Below are 14,088 nucleotides of genomic sequence, written 5' to 3'. Positions count from 1 at the left end.
AAACGCAGCGACGGCCGAAACGGCCTCGCCAATTCTGATCGCTCGAATGCAAAGCGCGAGCCGGTGGTTCTGGGAGCGGAAGCCATCTCGTCAGACATCGAAAACGCCGTGGCGATGAACGCGGTCATGACGGAGCCCTTCACCCCGGATACCCAGCCCCTGATCCTGATCCGCAGCGACAAAGACGCCGCGACAGGAGCCAACCGTGCCATGGAGGTCAGCACCTCGAACAATGTACTTGTCGGCGGTTAGCGCTCTGGCGCTCGCGGCGCTGTCGGGACCTCAAACCCTGACGCGAGAAGAGACTTTGGCCTGGCAGAAGGCGCGGCCCTCGATCGTGGCGCTCTCCGCGCCGGCGACAGCCCCTGCCATCGGGGTCTGCATCGATGCGCGCGGCTATTTCTTGACCCAGCTTTCGGCGGCTTCGCCCAGCGCGATGACGGCAACCCGGTCTGGCGGCGGGGGCTTCACCGTCACGCTCCGTTCGACGGACGCGATTACAGGTCTTGCGCTCTATGTCGCCGCACCAAACCAGGCCGGAGATTTCAAGCCGATTTCAGCTCTGCCCGCAACGGCCAAGGTGCCGAGCCGCATGCTTGCGATCATCGGCGGCAACCCCATCCGCTCGGAGCTGAGTTCCGACACCAAGGCCGGCATCTTCTCCGAGCAGCGCCGACTGCTGCCCCTCACCGAGGTCCGGTTTGAGTTCCAGAGCCAGCCGATCGCCGGCGCTCCCCTCATCACGCTCGACGGCAGCCTCGCCGGCATCCTCAACGCCAACCTGGCTTCCGATGCGGGGCTTTCCCCCTCGGCGGGCTTCGCTCAGGGGTTTGCAGGCTCGAAGACAGTGGGTCCTGGCTCGCTCGCCGTGGCCTATGCCGCCAGCCCGCGCGTCCTTCAGCGCGTGATCGAGGGCTTCCGCTCGTCGGGGCACCGGGTCCAGTATCCGAGCCTCGGGATCCTGTGTTCGGATTCGCCCGTCGGCGGCGCGCAGGTCCGTTCGGTGCTTCCAAACACGCCCGCTCAACGGGCCGGGCTGCGTGTGGACGACGTGCTCATCGAAATGGGCGGCCAAAGGGTGGGAAACCAGATCGACTTTGCGCGAATCATGCTGGACCAACAGGTTGGATCGCCAATGACGCTCAAATTGCTGCGCACAGGCCTGCCTGTGACGCTGTCGGCAACCGTCGGCGCTTCTGGATCCTGATGCTGCGCAGCCTAGGGCCTGCGGCTACAGGGCGCCATCCCACAATTCTCCTCCCCCCTATTACGCATCCCGCATCGCCCTTCGCGCTCCCCCGCCCCCTCACCCGGTTCACTTCGTTCACCGCCTCTCCCCAAAGGGGCGAGGTGGCATGCGGTTCCTACGTCCCTCAGTCCCTTTGTCCCTCTCGTCCCTTGGCCCCCTGGTCCCTCCGTCCCTACCCCATCACCTCAAAATCCTTCACCCTTAGCTGCTCCGCCTCAAAGCCGCCCCTCAGACCCTCAAAACGCTCGCCAAGATTGAACGCGGGCGCCTTCGCCACCCCGCCCCCGACCTTGACCACAAGCTGCGGATGGGCCGGGTTCTTGGTCTGCTTCACCTCCACAACAGGCACCTTCCTCAGCCAAACCACAGGCTCGCGGTTGGCCTCGCCAAAAGGCTCCATGCGCTCCAATTCCTCGACCGAAAGGAAGTCGATCTGCTCTGGCGACATCTCGATGTCCGCAAAGTGCCTCTTGACCAGCATTTCTGGCGTGAGCTGGGATTCCCCATAAGCCTTCAGCGCGCCATGGACGGTCTCGGAGAGCTCCTTCTGGGCGCCGAAGCCCGCCGCCATCGCGTGGCCCCCGCCGGTCATGATTTCGGCATGGGCCCTCACAGCGTCGGCCAAATGGAAGCCCTCGATGCTCCGCGCGGAACCCCTTAGCTTGCCTGACTCTGCGTCGACCGTCGCCACAAATGCGGGACGATGGAAGGTCTCGACGAGCTTGCCGGCCACGATCCCGACGAGCCCGCCGTGCCACTTCTCATTCCAGACGAAGATCACAGGATTCTCGGCCTGGCCAGTCAGCAAGACCTGCTCAATCGCCTCCTTGACGATTTGTTCCTGCTCGGTTTTGCGCTGGGTGTTGAGCTCTTCGATCCGCCTGGCAAGCGGCGCAGCCTGCTGCTCGTCGGTCGCCATGAGGAGTTCCAGCGCCAGCTTGGCGTCGTCCACGCGGCCGGCAGCGTTCAACCGCGGTCCCAGCACAAACGAGATGTCCCAAGCCTTCAAGCCTTTTGCCGCGCGTTCCTCCAGCCGCGACTCCCGCATCAGGGCGCGCAGACCCGCCTTCTTGGAGTCCCGGAGATGCTCCAGGCCGAATTTGGCGATGATCCGGTTTTCGCCGCGCAGCGGCATGATGTCGGCCACTGTTCCGAGCGCCGCAAGGTCCAGGTAGGCGCGGTAGTAGTTGGCCAGCGGCAAACCCAGCTCCTCGGCGATCCCCGCGCAGAGCTTGAAGACCACTCCGGCCCCGCTGAGTTCGGCAAAGGGGTACTTTGAGTCCGACCGGTGCGGGTTGACCACGGCCTCCGCCGCCGGCAACTGCTCGCCGATGGTGTGGTGGTCGGTCACCACCACGCGCATCCCAGCTTCCTTGGCACGCTTGACCTGATCAATTGCAGAAATCCCGCAGTCGCAGGTGAGGAAAAGCTTTGCGCCGAGCTTGACGGCCTCCTCGACCATCTGCTCATTGATCCCGTAGCCTTCCCTTTCGCGGTGCGGCACGTGGGTGTGGACCTTGCAGTCGATCTTGGAGAGGAACCGGCTGAGCAGCGCGGCGCTGGTCACGCCGTCCACGTCATAGTCGCCGTGGATAAAGATGAGGTCGCCCCGCTCCCTCGCCCCCAGAATCTCCTTCACCGCAGGTTCAAAATCTGGCAGGAGCTTGGGGTCATGCAGTTGGGAGAGCTTGGGATTGAGAAACTCTTCCGCGGATTCCGGATCGGCATAGCCCCTCTGAACCAGCAGGGCAGCCATCAACGGCCGTATCCCGAGCGCGCCGGAAAGCGCTTGCTCGGCTTCGGGGTCGCGTGGCAACAGGGTCCAAGAACGCTGGATCGGGGAAATCATCGGCTGGCTCTTGATGTTACTGCAAGCCGCCTTGTCCTGCTCCCGGCGAGGCTGGGGGAGCGGACCCATACCGTCGTTGCTTGGGTGGCGGTTCCAGGGGTTCTTCAAACACGCGGTGTGCGTTCCACCATGCCCGCCGGCCAGAAGCATCGTAGCCTCGCGCCTTCAGCATCTCGAAAGAGGCCTCCCCCACCTGCCCACCGGAACGCAAAGCCGCCGCAAGATCGAGGCAGCCCGCTGAGTCCTGGCTAGGAATGCCGCATCGGCCGACCTCTTCCAGCACCTTGGCCGCATCCTCCGTCTTTCCCGCTTTCCATAGCCTTGAAGCCAGGCGAAAGAGGCAAGCAGCAATCGCGGCACGCCTCGAGTCGGTCAATTCGCCGTTCCGCTCCAGGTTCTCGAGCCCCATCAGGTACAAATCGGCCATCGAAACCACGGGGTCGCCCCACCGCGCGGCGCTCTCCTGGTTGATGCCCGAGAGCCTGTAGAAGAGCAGCAGGTGAGGCATCAGCCTGTACCGGCAACCCAAAGTGAGCAACCGCATCGCCAGCTCCCGGTCCTCGGCACGTCTCAGGTGCGCCTGATGCCCGCCAAAGCGCCAGTAGGATGCCGCGCGATAGACCGGGGCGCCGTCTTGCCACGGAATCTCACCCTGGCACATCTTGTCAATCGGAGACTCACCTGTGAAAGTGTTCCAGAGCTTGGGGCCGTCTCCGGGCTTCAACGTAAAGATGGAGGTCTGACACACCGTGATGTCCAGAGTCGGGTCGGCCCGAAGCGCGGCAACCTGTACGGCGACCTTGTCACGATGCATCAGGTCGTCCGAATCCAGGAACTGCAGGAACTCCCCGGTGGCATGGCTCGCCCCGTACCGCTTCGCCGCCGCGATGCCGCCGTTCGGCGAATGGAGCAAATAGGTCACCCGCCTGTCTTGAGCGGCGAAGCCCCGCACATAGCCCTCGGCGTCCTCTTGGGAAGAGTCGTCCACGACGAGGATCTCCAGGTCGTCGCAGCTCTGCCGCTGCACCGACTCAAGGGTCTGGCCCAGAAGGTTCAGCCGGTTGTAGACCGGCACCACCACCGAGACCCTTCCCGCAACCGCCTCGCGCTCGCCCATTGAGCGGTATTATGCTCAGGCGAAGACCGGCCTCGGCCGAAAGGCTCCCTTTGTTACCGGCATCCGCGAGGTCCCCATTGTCCAATTCCACGCACTCTGATCCCGCTTTGATCCACGGCGCCGTTCGGCTCAAGCCCGGCCGCGAGAAGAAGATCAGGAGTTTCTACCCATGGGTCCAGCGCGAGGAGGTATCCGGCGTCACCGGCGACCCGACATCGGGCGCCTTGGTGAAACTGGAGAGTGCGGCCGGCGAGCTCTTGGGGATTGCCACCTATGACAAAAGCAGCCGCTTCACCGCTCGGCTCCTGAGCCGAGACGACGTGCCCATCGACGGAGTTTTCTTCGAGCGCAAGTTACGCGAAGCGTTGGCCCTGCGCGATCCGGAGGGTTGGCGAACCAACGCCTTTCGCGCCCTGTTCGCCGAGGCCGACGGGGTCCCGGGCCTGATCGTGGATTGCTATGCGAACCACCTGGCCGTGCAGATTCGAACGCTTGCGATGGAACTGCTGAAGCCCGTCTGGCTCCCGGTCCTTCAGGAGGTACTCCAAGCCGAGAGCATTTATGAACGCAGCGAGATGGCGGGCCGCAAAGAGGAGTCTCTGGAGCCCAAAACCGGGCCGCTCTGGGGCGAGACTCCCGATATTGTAGAAATCGAGGAGGCAGGGCTTCGATTCTTAGTGCCGATCAAAGGTGGCCTCAAGACAGGCTTCTACATCGACCAGCGCGACAACCGGCGCAAGCTCGGCGAGCGGGTGCGGCCCAACCAGAAGGTGCTCGACCTTTTCTGCTACACGGGAGCATTCAGCGCGGTGGCCTCGCGAGCCGGTGCACAGGTGCTGGGTGTGGACATTCTGCCTGAGACCGCCGACCTGGCCCGCAGAAACCTCAAGCTCAACGGTCTGGAAGGGACCATCGAAACCGCCAACGCCTTTGAGTACCTGGAGTCCGCAGAGCCAGGGGCTTGGGACTGGATCCTCCTCGACCCTCCCGCCATCGCCAAGGCCCGAGATAAGCGCGATTCTCTGAAGTGGGCGGTGTGGAAGCTCGTGTTCAACGCCTTGCCCGCCCTGAAGCCCGGAGGACGCCTGCTGGTCTGCTCCTGCTCTTACCAAATGGGCCTCACCGAGCTTGGCGAGACCGCCAGGCTCGCGGCCAACGATCGCGGCTGCAAGCTGATCGTCGAGGACGTCAGCGTCCAGCCGCCAGACCACCCCTATCTCCTCCAGTTCCCCGAGAGCCTCTACCTGAAGTGCCTTTGGCTGAGGAAGTGCGGCTAGACGATCGGGTCGAGAATTTGGATCAGCCGCTCGATCTCTTCGACCGTGTTGTAGTGCGCCAGGGAGACCCGGATCACCCCCTGCTCGGTGTCGATTCCCAGGGCTTCACAAAGCCGGAACGAATACATGTGCCCGGTCTTGATCCCGATGCCGGCGGAGTCGGTGACGGCCGCGACCAGTTTTGGTGTCGACTTCGATGTAACGAAGCTCACAATGCCCACCCGGTGAGCGCTGATCGCGGGCTGGCCGACAATCCTCACGGTGGACTTTGAGTTCAGGAAGTCGAGGAGTCTCGCCAATGGAGCTCGCTCGCAGGCTTGAAAGAGCCCCGATGCGGACTCGGCTTCGGTGCGGGACATCGGCCCTTCGGTCTTAGGGGCGCCGGCAGCGAACCTCAGATACTCCTGGGTACCCAACAGCCCCGCCATCGCCTCGTAGCTCGGGCAGCCGAGGGTCTGCTTGTAGGGCATCGCCACTTTGGGGATGAACACGTGGTTCGGTCCGGTCAACCCCTCCCATGCCTCGTGCCTGCCAAACATCGCCGCCACGTGGGGGCCGAAGACCTTGTACCAAGAGAACACGTACCAGTCGCAGCCCCAAGCTTTCACGTCGGGTGCGTGGTGTGGGGCAAACGCCACGCCGTCCACGACCACCTTGGCGCCGGCGTCATGGGCGATCCGCGTGGCTTCCGCCACGTCGATGGCGTAACCGAGCAAGTTGGAAGTGTGTGGGAAAACAACGAGCCTGGTGCGATCGGTGAGCACCTTGCTCAGCCCATCGAGCGTGAGATCGCCGAAGTCCCGATCGACTTCCCACCAGACGGTCTTCACCCCAAACCGATCAAGCTTGAGCCAGGCGCCGATATTGGCCTCGTGGCCGTTCTGCGCCACCACGATCTCGTTGCCCTTATTCAGCAGGTAGGACCACGACTCTGCCAGATGCTTGACGGCCTGGCTGCACGATGGCTGAATCACGGTCGAGCCGATGCCGTCGCCGTTCATGAGAGTGTTGGCGAAGGCATGCGCCTTGGAAAAGGTCTCGGTGGCCAGAGCGGACGCGGGATAGCCGGCACCCGTCTGAACGTAGGCCTCCAGCATGAACTGATGCATCCTGTCCGGCACGCTCTTGGGGACTTGAGATCCGCCGGCATTCTCTAGGAAGATCTGGTCTCCTGAAAGGGACGGAAATCGGGTACGCAAGCGGTCTTGCTCGGCGACGAGGGAAGCGGTGACCGGGGCCATCACGTGAGGTTACCGTCCTGGCGCAAAGTCGTCAGGATTACCAGTCGGTCTCAGAGATATTCGCCTCACGAATGGCCCTATCTCGGGTCAAGAGGACTGCGCAAATCCCAATAGACCGCGCAACAATCGCCGTTGCGACAATCAGGCGATCATGCATTTCCAGCGCGGGGCCGAGTGTTGCGGCAACCTCCACGACTTCCTTTGTGAGGGGAGCCACCTGAATTCTGGCGTCACCCTCAATAGCCGCAATGAAAGCCTCGCGAGAAAGATCCTTGTCGCGAAACTCGAGGATCCATAGTGCCTCTGCCAAGGCGATCGCCGGTAGAATCATTGTGGAATCGCTGTCATCAAATGCGGCCCGCGTACGAGCTCCAACCTTTGGGTCGCCACAGAGCCACCCCATGAGAGCATTTGTGTCAAGCACAAAGGCGGCCAATGTCTATTGCTCGCCCTCAGGCTTAGGGCCACGCCACTCTGCCGCGGCGTAGTCTTCATCGGTGATGACGCCTAGCTCCTTGCCAAACATCCCAAACGTGAGCTTCACGCTCTTCTTCTGACCTTTAACCACCTCCAGACGGACGTGCGTGTTCGCCTTGAGGCGCGAGGCCTTTTTGGCGACTTCTTCCCAAGTCCCTTCAAAGATCTGGTGGTGCATGTTCAAGTGTGATTGTACAGCAGGTTGGAGCTGCCATCGCTACTCAGTGTTTCCTGTAACGCTCGCGAACCTGTACAAATAGGGCTCGGTCAAGGTCTTTGACAAAGTGCTCGGCAAGGCCAATGTACCCGCCGCGGACCCCGAGGACGAAAGCTGGCAGGATGCTTGTGATGGCCAGCTTCCAAAAGTACGACCTAAATGGGATCGTCCCGCCAAAAAGCCGATAGACCACTACAACGCCAAGCAGGGCCAGAGTCCAAATTGAGGTGTAGATAGCCAGGCACTTGAGCTTGTGGCCGTAAGTGCGGCCAACTGACGAACCCAACTGAGCTTCAGCGTCTTTCACAGCTCTTTATCCCAATTCGATTCTACGCTACTGGAACCCCTGCAAAGCGATCCAAGGTAGAACTCCGTCATGCCGACCACGACCGCGCTGCCACGCTGGGACATGACCCCCTTCTTCCCAGGACTCGACTCAAAGGAGTTTGAGACCGCCCTCGCCCAAGTCGATCTAGGCACGGCAGAGCTCGAGGCGCTTTTCGATACGGCCGGAGTCGGAGCGGGAACGCCCCTTCCGATGAGCCCTGAACTGAAAGCGCAGGTCGAAGCGGCCATTCACGCTTACAACGCCCTGATGGAAGAGGTCCGCCTGATCGGCGCCTACATCGCGGCGTTTGTGACCACCGACACCCGCGACGAATTGGCCCAAGCCCGAGATAGCGAGTTCAAGTCCCGACAACCGAAGCTCGCCAAGCTTGGGACGCGGCTGACGGCGTGGTTCGGCCGGTTGCCGATCGCCGACCTTTGCGCCGCTTCGCCCACGATTGAGGCCCATCGCTATGCGCTCGAAAAGGGCGCTTTCCTCGCGACCAAACTGATGTCCCCCGAGGAAGAGGCGCTCGCCGCCGACCTGCGCCCCACAGGCATCAGCGCCTGGTCGAAGCTGCACGGCGACTGGACCTCACAGCTCGAGGTTGCAGTTCAGTGGCCTCCCGACCTCGGACCTCAGACCTCGGACCTCAGACCGGCCAGACTCTCGATGAGCCAGGTGCGCAACCTTGCCTATGACCCGGATCGCGCGGTCCGGAAGGCCGCTTTCGAGGCCGAGCTTGCCGCCTGGAAGGCTGCCGAAATCCCCTGCGCCGCCAGCATCAACAGCATCAAGGGAGAGGTGAATCTGATCGCCCGCAAACGCGGATGGGACTCGCCCCTCGACGAGACGCTGTTCGTGGCGCAGATCGACCGAGAGACGCTGGATGCGATGCTCGGAGCTGCCCAAGAGTCTTTCCCGGCTTTCCGGCGCTATCTGAAAGCCAAGGCCAAAGCGCTCGGGCTCTCCCAGTGCTCCTTCTACGACATCTTTGCCCCGCTGCCGTCCGAATCGTTCCTCGGACCTCAGACCTCGGACCTCAGACCTTCCGCGGGCCGTAACTGGAGCTTTGATGAGGGCATGGCGTTTGTCGTCGAGCAGTTCCGGACCTATTCGGACAAGCTCGCCGACTTTGCCCAGCGCAACTACGACGAGCGCTGGATCGATGCTGAACCACGAAACGGCAAGCACGACGGCGCGTACTGCATGGGGCTGAAAGGCGATGTCAGCCGCGTCTTCATGAACTACAAGACTGCGTTTGGCTCCGTGAGCACGCTCGCCCACGAGCTTGGCCATGCCTATCACAACGTCTGCTTGGCAAACAGAACCTACCTTCAGCGCGCGACGCCGATGACCCTGGCCGAGACCGCCAGCATCTTCTGCGAGACGATCATTCGGACCGCGGGCCAGGAGCGTGTGCCGGACGCCGAGAAACTGACGATCCTGGAGGCGTCGCTTCAAGGCTCTTGCCAGGTGGTCGTGGACATCACGAGCCGCTACCTTTTCGAGAGCGAAGTTTTCGAGAAGCGGCGAGCCCGAGAACTCTCGGCGCGTGAGCTTTGCGAGATCATGGTGGACGCCCAGCGCCAAACCTATGGGGATGGCCTCGACGAGGCTGCGCTGCACCCCTACATGTGGGCGGTCAAGCCGCACTACTACTCGGGCCGCTCCTTCTACAACTTCCCTTACATGTTCGGCCTCTTGTTCGGTCTTGGACTGTTTGCCCGTTATCAAGAGGCGCCAGAGGCGTTCAAGGAGGGCTACGACGATCTGCTCTCTTCGACCGGTTTGGCAGACGCGGCCACGCTCGCGAAGCGGTTTGACATCGACACGCGGTCGAAGGACTTCTGGCGGTCCAGCCTCAAGGTCATTGAAGTGGACATCGAGCGATTCGAAGCCTTGGTGGACGGATGAGTGAGGGGTTCTTGGGTTGCATGGCGAGAGGGGCTGTGCCACAATAGTTCCCCATAGCTATGCCGACCTACGTGTACCAGTGCAAGTCGTGCGACGACGTGTTTGAAGTGGAGCAGCGGATCTCGGAGGACCCGCTCAAAGACTGCAATTGCGGCGCCAAGGGGAGCCTCAAGCGGTTGATCCAGCCCGTCGCGGTGATGTTCAACGGCCCCGGATTCCACATCAACGATTACGCGCCCAAGGCGAAAGAGAGTCTGCCGAAAGCTGATTCAGGCGGTTGCGGCAGCGACTCCTGCGCGTGCAAGTCGGACGGGTGATTGGCGGCCTGCTCAAAGGAGAAAGCTCGGCAGACAAGGACCAGCGGACACGGCCACTATCGCATGCCGCGTACCCCCCTGGCTCGGTTCGCCAGATCTCGCAGACATCCCTTGGAAGGGGGCAAGCTGCCCAACACGCAACGATGGAATAGGGTGGAGCGCCGAGTTTACGCGGCACCCTGGCAAGCCAGGCTTATGGCTATTGACATATTGGGACGACATTCACGGGCACATCCCGTAGCCGCAGGCTAAAGCCTGTGGCTACAGATGCCAACTAAAGGATGCCAACTCATTCTGTCAATAGCCTTCAGCCTCGCCACGGAGAACCGGTAATCCACTCGCCGTGTTTCTTACCATCCGGGGTTCACCATCGCCTACAATAAAGTCCACATTGCGCGACGAAAGGAAATCTCGGCGCGTCGTACTCAGGTGACCTCATGTCCATAGCGCCAACCCCTTCCAAACTCGAAGAGATGATCCGCATGCTCGACCAAGCCGTCAAGGGCTCCGGCGAGACCGGCTGCTGCCTGCGCGTTAAAGAGGTGCTCGAGCACATCGTCGCCACTGGCGAGTCGTTTCTGGATCCTCACTTCTTGGAGCCTGTCCCCGGCCGCTACGCCCGCCGGCTGGTTCACAAGGACCCCGACGGCGCCTACACGGTGCTCGCGATGGTGTGGGGCGAAGGCCAGGGCACACCCCTGCATGACCACGCCGGCAAGTGGTGCTGTGAGATCGTCTATCAGGGCCGCATCAAGGTCGTGCAGTACGACCTAACAACGGACATTGAGGCGCCCGTGCTCACCTTTGACCAGCAAGGCACGATCTATGCCGGCGTTGGCGAAGCTGGAGCGCTGATTCCGCCGTTCGAGTACCACAGCATCGAGAACGCAACGGAGAACGGCGCCGCAGTCACCATTCACGTCTACGCCGGCGAGCTGACCTGGTGCCATACCTTCCACCCGGTCGATGGCGGCTTCAGGATGGAGCGCCGCGAGCTCTGCTACACGGATTGACCCACCTGAGCCCAATGCCACACGTGCGGGGGGCCCGCGCACCAGGGGTTGCTCAACGCCGCCCTACGCCCGGATCGTTTCGCCGAACTCCTCGAACACCGGCAAGTACATCTGCCAATCCTCGTTCGTTCGCGCCCGCAGGTAGACCGGAAGCGAAAGATATGGCACGAAGTGCGGCCGCTTGGGCCGCTTGTGCAGCGGCATATGAGCCTGAGAAGGCGTCTTGTCGCCCTTTTTCAGGTTGCACTTGCGGCAGCATGCCACCAGGTTGTCCCAGGTGTGCGGCCCGCCAGCCCATCGAGGCACGACGTGGTCGATCGTCAGGTCCTTGTGCCGAACGCCGCAATACTGGCATGTGTAGTTGTCGCGCGCCAGCACCGAATGCCGCGAGAGCCGAAGCTCAGGCATCGGCCGCTTCACCGGGTAGCGCATCTTCAGCACGCTGGGCGCCCTAACTCCGCCGCGCGTCGTTTGAACGGGAACTTCGCGCGGGTGCACGACTTCTGCCTTGCCGAGCAGCATCAACGCCATGGCGCGCCGAATGTTGCACACATTCAGCGGCTCATAGTTATGGTTCAACAGCAAGACCTCCAAACTCGTCACGCGCTCACTTCCCTACCATTATCCTTCGCCCCTAAAGCGAAACAGCCCGCACGCATACGCGCGCGGGCTGCCCCGGGGGCGGTCCCATTGGCGCGTATGATCGTGTCCGCCCACGTGGGCGGATGGCACAGATATCTTGACGGCGCTCGTTTCGTCATGGCGAAGCAGATTCGGTGGGCTCAAACAAGCCCATCGACTCTATGGACGTGCCTCGAACCGAAAAAGCACGAGGCGTTCCGTTCAGTTTACGCTAAGAAGTGATCTCAAACCAACTCCGATCGGTTTCAAAGAGCCGAACTCGCTCCAACTTGGCAGGAATCTGGCCGTCGAGCGCCCTCCAAATCTCCGCCGCGACGACCTCGGAGGTGGTGATCTTGCCCTGGAATTCCGGAAGGTCTGAGTTCAAGTGGTGATGGTCGTAGCGCTCGACCACCCGCTCGTTCACGGCCGCGTCCAGCGCCATGAGGTCCACCATCATGCCGGTCCGCTCGTCCAAGTCGCCGCTGACCGTCACCTCCAGTTTGTAGTTGTGGCCGTGCCCGCTGGGGTTGGCGCACTTTCCATAGAGCTCCAGGTTTCGCTCGGCAGAAAGGCCTTCGGCATACAGGCGGTGCGAGGCCGCGAATTCGTAGGTCCGGGTCAAGGTCATCGTTTCACTTCCATCTTGATTGCTCCACTCCCCCCAGAGTTCGGGAGTCTCCACAAGGCGCAGTTGAACCAAATGGACTCCGTCATTCAACTCGGCAAGGATTACGTCCCGAAAGTGGAGCAACAGGTGCTCCAGCGTCGGCGGCCGGTTCGCAAACGATGGGACTTCGTCGTTGATGCTCTTCTGATCGAACTTGGCGACGATGCAGTCATCGAGCATGGCGTCGAGGGTCTTGATGTTCACCACCATGCCCGTCGTTGGGTCCACCTGGCCCTCAAATCCGGCCTCGAGCACGTAGTTGTGGCCGTGGTTGTGGGGCGAAGCCCACCTGCCGAACAGGGACCTGTTGCCCTGCTCGTCGAGGCCCCGCAACCAATAGCGGTGCCCCGATGAAAACCCGACCTTCCTGACCAAACGAACGCGCATATGAGTGGACCCAAGGTACCCGCACAGGGCTAAACTTGCCTGAAATGGGCGGGGAACTGACGGCATCGAAGGCAAAGCGCGTTGCGTTGGCGCTCGCGATGCTCCATGCCGTGCTCGCTCTGATCTACGCCGCGATCACCCCTTACTGTACGCCTGGAGTCACCAATGGGCAGCGACTACCGGACATCGGCGCGCCGGACGAATATGCCCATGCAGCCTTCGTGAGGCACCTTTCCCAGGGAAGGGGGCTGCCAGTGCTGCGGCCCGGATATCAGGCGGACGTACCGAATTACGAGAGCCACCAGCCGCCGCTCTTCTATGCGCTGGATGCAGTGTGGGGTCGCATGCTTGGAGTCAGCGACCCCATGGACCCCAGCTCCGGGCTGAAGATGCGCTCGCTGAATGCCCTCTTCGGGGCACTGACGGTTTTCGGCGTGTTCTGGCTTGCGCTCTGGACTCTGGGGTCCAATTCGACAGCGCTCCTTGCGGCGGCGCTTGTCGCACTCCTACCGATGCTCTGCGCGCTCGATGGCGCGCTCAGCAATGACCCGCTCTCGATCTGCCTGGCGACTTGGATCTTGGCTCTGACGGCGCGGTGGCGAGTTCAACTAACGACTCCTCGATTGCTCGGGCTCGGAGCGCTCCTCGGCCTCGCGCTTCTCACCAAGTCGTCGGGACTGCTTCTCTTTCCTGTGGTCTTCCTCGCTTTGCTCTCGGTGAAGCCAGCCGCAAGCGAATCCTCGAAATGGCCCAAACGCCTCGCGATTGCCGGTGTTGCCCCCGCGCTGGGCTCGCTTGTCGCGTTGCCCTGGCTCCTTCGCAACCAGACCCTCTACGGCGACCTCCTGGGGCTCAAGGCGTTCCACGCGACATTCGAACGGCAGGTCGATCCTCAGGCGGTCTTCTCGGGTCTGCGCCCGTTTGGGCACTGGGTCTACGTCCTCAGTGCCGGCACGCTCCAGTCCTCGGTCGGCGAGTTCGGATACATGGACATCCACCTTCCCTACGAAGTCTATGTGCCGCTGTTTCTCTTGCTCGTCGTCGGGCTCGTGGCGGGGGTCTTTTCTAGCTTGAGGCACCTCGACAGGCCCACTTGGCTGGTGTGGCTCCTCTACTCCGCCTTGCTGCTTGCTGGCTATGTGTCCTATAACCTATGGCAGGTTCAGCCCCAAGCGCGGTATCTCTTCCCTGCCATTGGGATCCTTGCCATTTGGATCGTCCTGGGGCTTCAGAGGGTTCATAAGAGGCTGCCGATGGTGCTGATTGCCGGCCTTGCGATCGCCAACGTCTTTGCCCTCGGCATTCTGCCAACGGCCTTTGCGGCAAGGGTGGAGGCTGCGAGGACCCTTCAGTAGGCCGAACGGGCGGAAAGGAGCTAGCGAGGTGATGGCCGCATCGAGCCCTGCCA

At 62.1% G+C, this 14,088-nt stretch carries 15 protein-coding genes; 7 read left to right on the top strand and 8 right to left on the bottom strand.

Going from position 1 to position 14,088, the window contains the following annotated elements; all coding sequences use genetic code 11:
• Both HZC36_07105 and HZC36_07100 read left to right on the top strand, forming a co-directional pair.
• The coding region (locus HZC36_07105; GenBank protein ID MBI5706744.1) for a hypothetical protein at window positions 1–252 on the top strand (252 nt) is incomplete at its 5' end.
• Window positions 233–1,207, top strand: a complete 975-nt coding sequence (locus HZC36_07100) for a PDZ domain-containing protein (protein ID MBI5706743.1) — start codon at window positions 233–235, stop codon at window positions 1,205–1,207. The genes HZC36_07105 and HZC36_07100, both read left to right, overlap by 20 nt.
• A 214-nt stretch (window positions 1,208–1,421) precedes the next feature.
• Here the strand turns inward: HZC36_07100 and recJ are convergent, their stop codons facing one another.
• Together recJ and HZC36_07090 are read right to left on the bottom strand one after the other, a co-directional pair.
• Window positions 1,422–3,098, bottom strand: coding sequence for a single-stranded-DNA-specific exonuclease RecJ (gene recJ, locus HZC36_07095; GenBank protein MBI5706742.1), 1,677 nt, complete (start codon window positions 3,096–3,098; stop codon window positions 1,422–1,424).
• Between the two features lie 16 nt (window positions 3,099–3,114).
• The gene (locus HZC36_07090; GenBank protein ID MBI5706741.1) at window positions 3,115–4,215 is read right to left on the bottom strand and encodes a glycosyltransferase family 2 protein; all 1,101 of its coding nucleotides are present in this window, start codon (window positions 4,213–4,215) and stop codon (window positions 3,115–3,117) included.
• 107 nt (window positions 4,216–4,322) lie between these two features.
• Between HZC36_07090 and HZC36_07085 the strand changes: the two genes are divergently transcribed.
• The gene (locus tag HZC36_07085) at window positions 4,323–5,492 is read left to right on the top strand and encodes a class I SAM-dependent rRNA methyltransferase (protein MBI5706740.1); all 1,170 of its coding nucleotides are present in this window, start codon (window positions 4,323–4,325) and stop codon (window positions 5,490–5,492) included.
• Here HZC36_07085 and HZC36_07080 read toward each other — a convergent pair.
• From HZC36_07080 to HZC36_07065, 4 genes are read right to left on the bottom strand one after another with little or no spacing between them, the layout of a single operon-like run.
• Entirely contained in the window at window positions 5,489–6,733 is a 1,245-nt protein-coding gene (locus HZC36_07080; GenBank protein ID MBI5706739.1) for an aminotransferase class V-fold PLP-dependent enzyme, read from the bottom strand. The two genes, HZC36_07085 and HZC36_07080, sit on opposite strands and share 4 nt — an antisense overlap.
• 37 nt (window positions 6,734–6,770) lie before the next feature.
• The gene (locus HZC36_07075; protein MBI5706738.1) at window positions 6,771–7,169 is read right to left on the bottom strand and encodes a PIN domain-containing protein; all 399 of its coding nucleotides are present in this window, start codon (window positions 7,167–7,169) and stop codon (window positions 6,771–6,773) included.
• A 3-nt stretch (window positions 7,170–7,172) separates the two neighbouring features.
• Window positions 7,173–7,388: a hypothetical protein gene (locus HZC36_07070; protein ID MBI5706737.1), complete on the bottom strand. Its 216-nt coding sequence runs from the start codon at window positions 7,386–7,388 to the stop codon at window positions 7,173–7,175.
• Window positions 7,389–7,431: 43 nt separating this feature from the next.
• Window positions 7,432–7,734: a hypothetical protein gene (locus HZC36_07065; GenBank protein ID MBI5706736.1), complete on the bottom strand. Its 303-nt coding sequence runs from the start codon at window positions 7,732–7,734 to the stop codon at window positions 7,432–7,434.
• A gap of 69 nt (window positions 7,735–7,803) precedes the next feature.
• Here HZC36_07065 and HZC36_07060 point away from each other — a divergent pair, with 69 nt between their 5' ends.
• The 3 genes from HZC36_07060 to HZC36_07050 all read left to right on the top strand — a co-directional run bounded on the left by HZC36_07060 (window position 7,804) and on the right by HZC36_07050 (window position 11,002).
• A complete protein-coding gene (locus HZC36_07060; GenBank protein ID MBI5706735.1) occupies window positions 7,804–9,672 on the top strand; it encodes a M3 family oligoendopeptidase in 1,869 nt (622 codons plus the stop codon).
• 59 nt (window positions 9,673–9,731) lie between these two features.
• Window positions 9,732–9,989, top strand: coding sequence for a zinc ribbon domain-containing protein (locus HZC36_07055; GenBank protein ID MBI5706734.1), 258 nt, complete (start codon window positions 9,732–9,734; stop codon window positions 9,987–9,989).
• A gap of 437 nt (window positions 9,990–10,426) precedes the next feature.
• Window positions 10,427–11,002 carry a cysteine dioxygenase family protein gene (locus tag HZC36_07050; GenBank protein ID MBI5706733.1) on the top strand — a complete coding sequence of 192 codons (576 nt, stop codon included), beginning with the start codon at window positions 10,427–10,429 and terminating at the stop codon, window positions 11,000–11,002.
• 63 nt (window positions 11,003–11,065) lie between these two features.
• Here the strand turns inward: HZC36_07050 and HZC36_07045 are convergent, their stop codons facing one another.
• Both HZC36_07045 and HZC36_07040 read right to left on the bottom strand, forming a co-directional pair.
• On the bottom strand, window positions 11,066–11,533 hold the full coding sequence (locus tag HZC36_07045) for an HNH endonuclease (protein MBI5706732.1): 468 nt from the start codon (window positions 11,531–11,533) through the stop codon (window positions 11,066–11,068).
• Window positions 11,534–11,855: 322 nt separating this feature from the next.
• Window positions 11,856–12,680 carry a 6-carboxytetrahydropterin synthase gene (locus tag HZC36_07040; GenBank protein ID MBI5706731.1) on the bottom strand — a complete coding sequence of 275 codons (825 nt, stop codon included), beginning with the start codon at window positions 12,678–12,680 and terminating at the stop codon, window positions 11,856–11,858.
• A 44-nt stretch (window positions 12,681–12,724) separates the two neighbouring features.
• Between HZC36_07040 and HZC36_07035 the strand changes: the two genes are divergently transcribed.
• Entirely contained in the window at window positions 12,725–14,035 is a 1,311-nt protein-coding gene (locus tag HZC36_07035; GenBank protein ID MBI5706730.1) for a phospholipid carrier-dependent glycosyltransferase, read from the top strand.
• The last annotated feature ends 53 nt before the right edge of the window (window positions 14,036–14,088 follow it).

The organism is Armatimonadota bacterium (assembly GCA_016223145.1).
In the GTDB taxonomy this organism is placed as follows: domain Bacteria; phylum Armatimonadota; class Fimbriimonadia; order Fimbriimonadales; family Fimbriimonadaceae; genus Nitrosymbiomonas.
This window is presented reverse-complemented; position numbering and strand designations above follow the sequence as displayed.

Coding starts and splice junctions, on each gene's coding strand:
- HZC36_07100 (MBI5706743.1), top strand. CDS start 233: ATGTACTTGTCGGCGGTTAGCGCTCTGGCGCTCGCGGCGCTGTCGGGA.
- recJ (MBI5706742.1), bottom strand. CDS start 3,098: ATGATTTCCCCGATCCAGCGTTCTTGGACCCTGTTGCCACGCGACCCC.
- HZC36_07090 (MBI5706741.1), bottom strand. CDS start 4,215: ATGGGCGAGCGCGAGGCGGTTGCGGGAAGGGTCTCGGTGGTGGTGCCG.
- HZC36_07080 (MBI5706739.1), bottom strand. CDS start 6,733: ATGGCCCCGGTCACCGCTTCCCTCGTCGCCGAGCAAGACCGCTTGCGT.
- HZC36_07070 (MBI5706737.1), bottom strand. CDS start 7,388: ATGCACCACCAGATCTTTGAAGGGACTTGGGAAGAAGTCGCCAAAAAG.
- HZC36_07060 (MBI5706735.1), top strand. CDS start 7,804: ATGCCGACCACGACCGCGCTGCCACGCTGGGACATGACCCCCTTCTTC.
- HZC36_07055 (MBI5706734.1), top strand. CDS start 9,732: ATGCCGACCTACGTGTACCAGTGCAAGTCGTGCGACGACGTGTTTGAA.
- HZC36_07050 (MBI5706733.1), top strand. CDS start 10,427: ATGTCCATAGCGCCAACCCCTTCCAAACTCGAAGAGATGATCCGCATG.
- HZC36_07045 (MBI5706732.1), bottom strand. CDS start 11,533: ATGGCGTTGATGCTGCTCGGCAAGGCAGAAGTCGTGCACCCGCGCGAA.
- HZC36_07040 (MBI5706731.1), bottom strand. CDS start 12,680: ATGCGCGTTCGTTTGGTCAGGAAGGTCGGGTTTTCATCGGGGCACCGC.
- HZC36_07035 (MBI5706730.1), top strand. CDS start 12,725: ATGGGCGGGGAACTGACGGCATCGAAGGCAAAGCGCGTTGCGTTGGCG.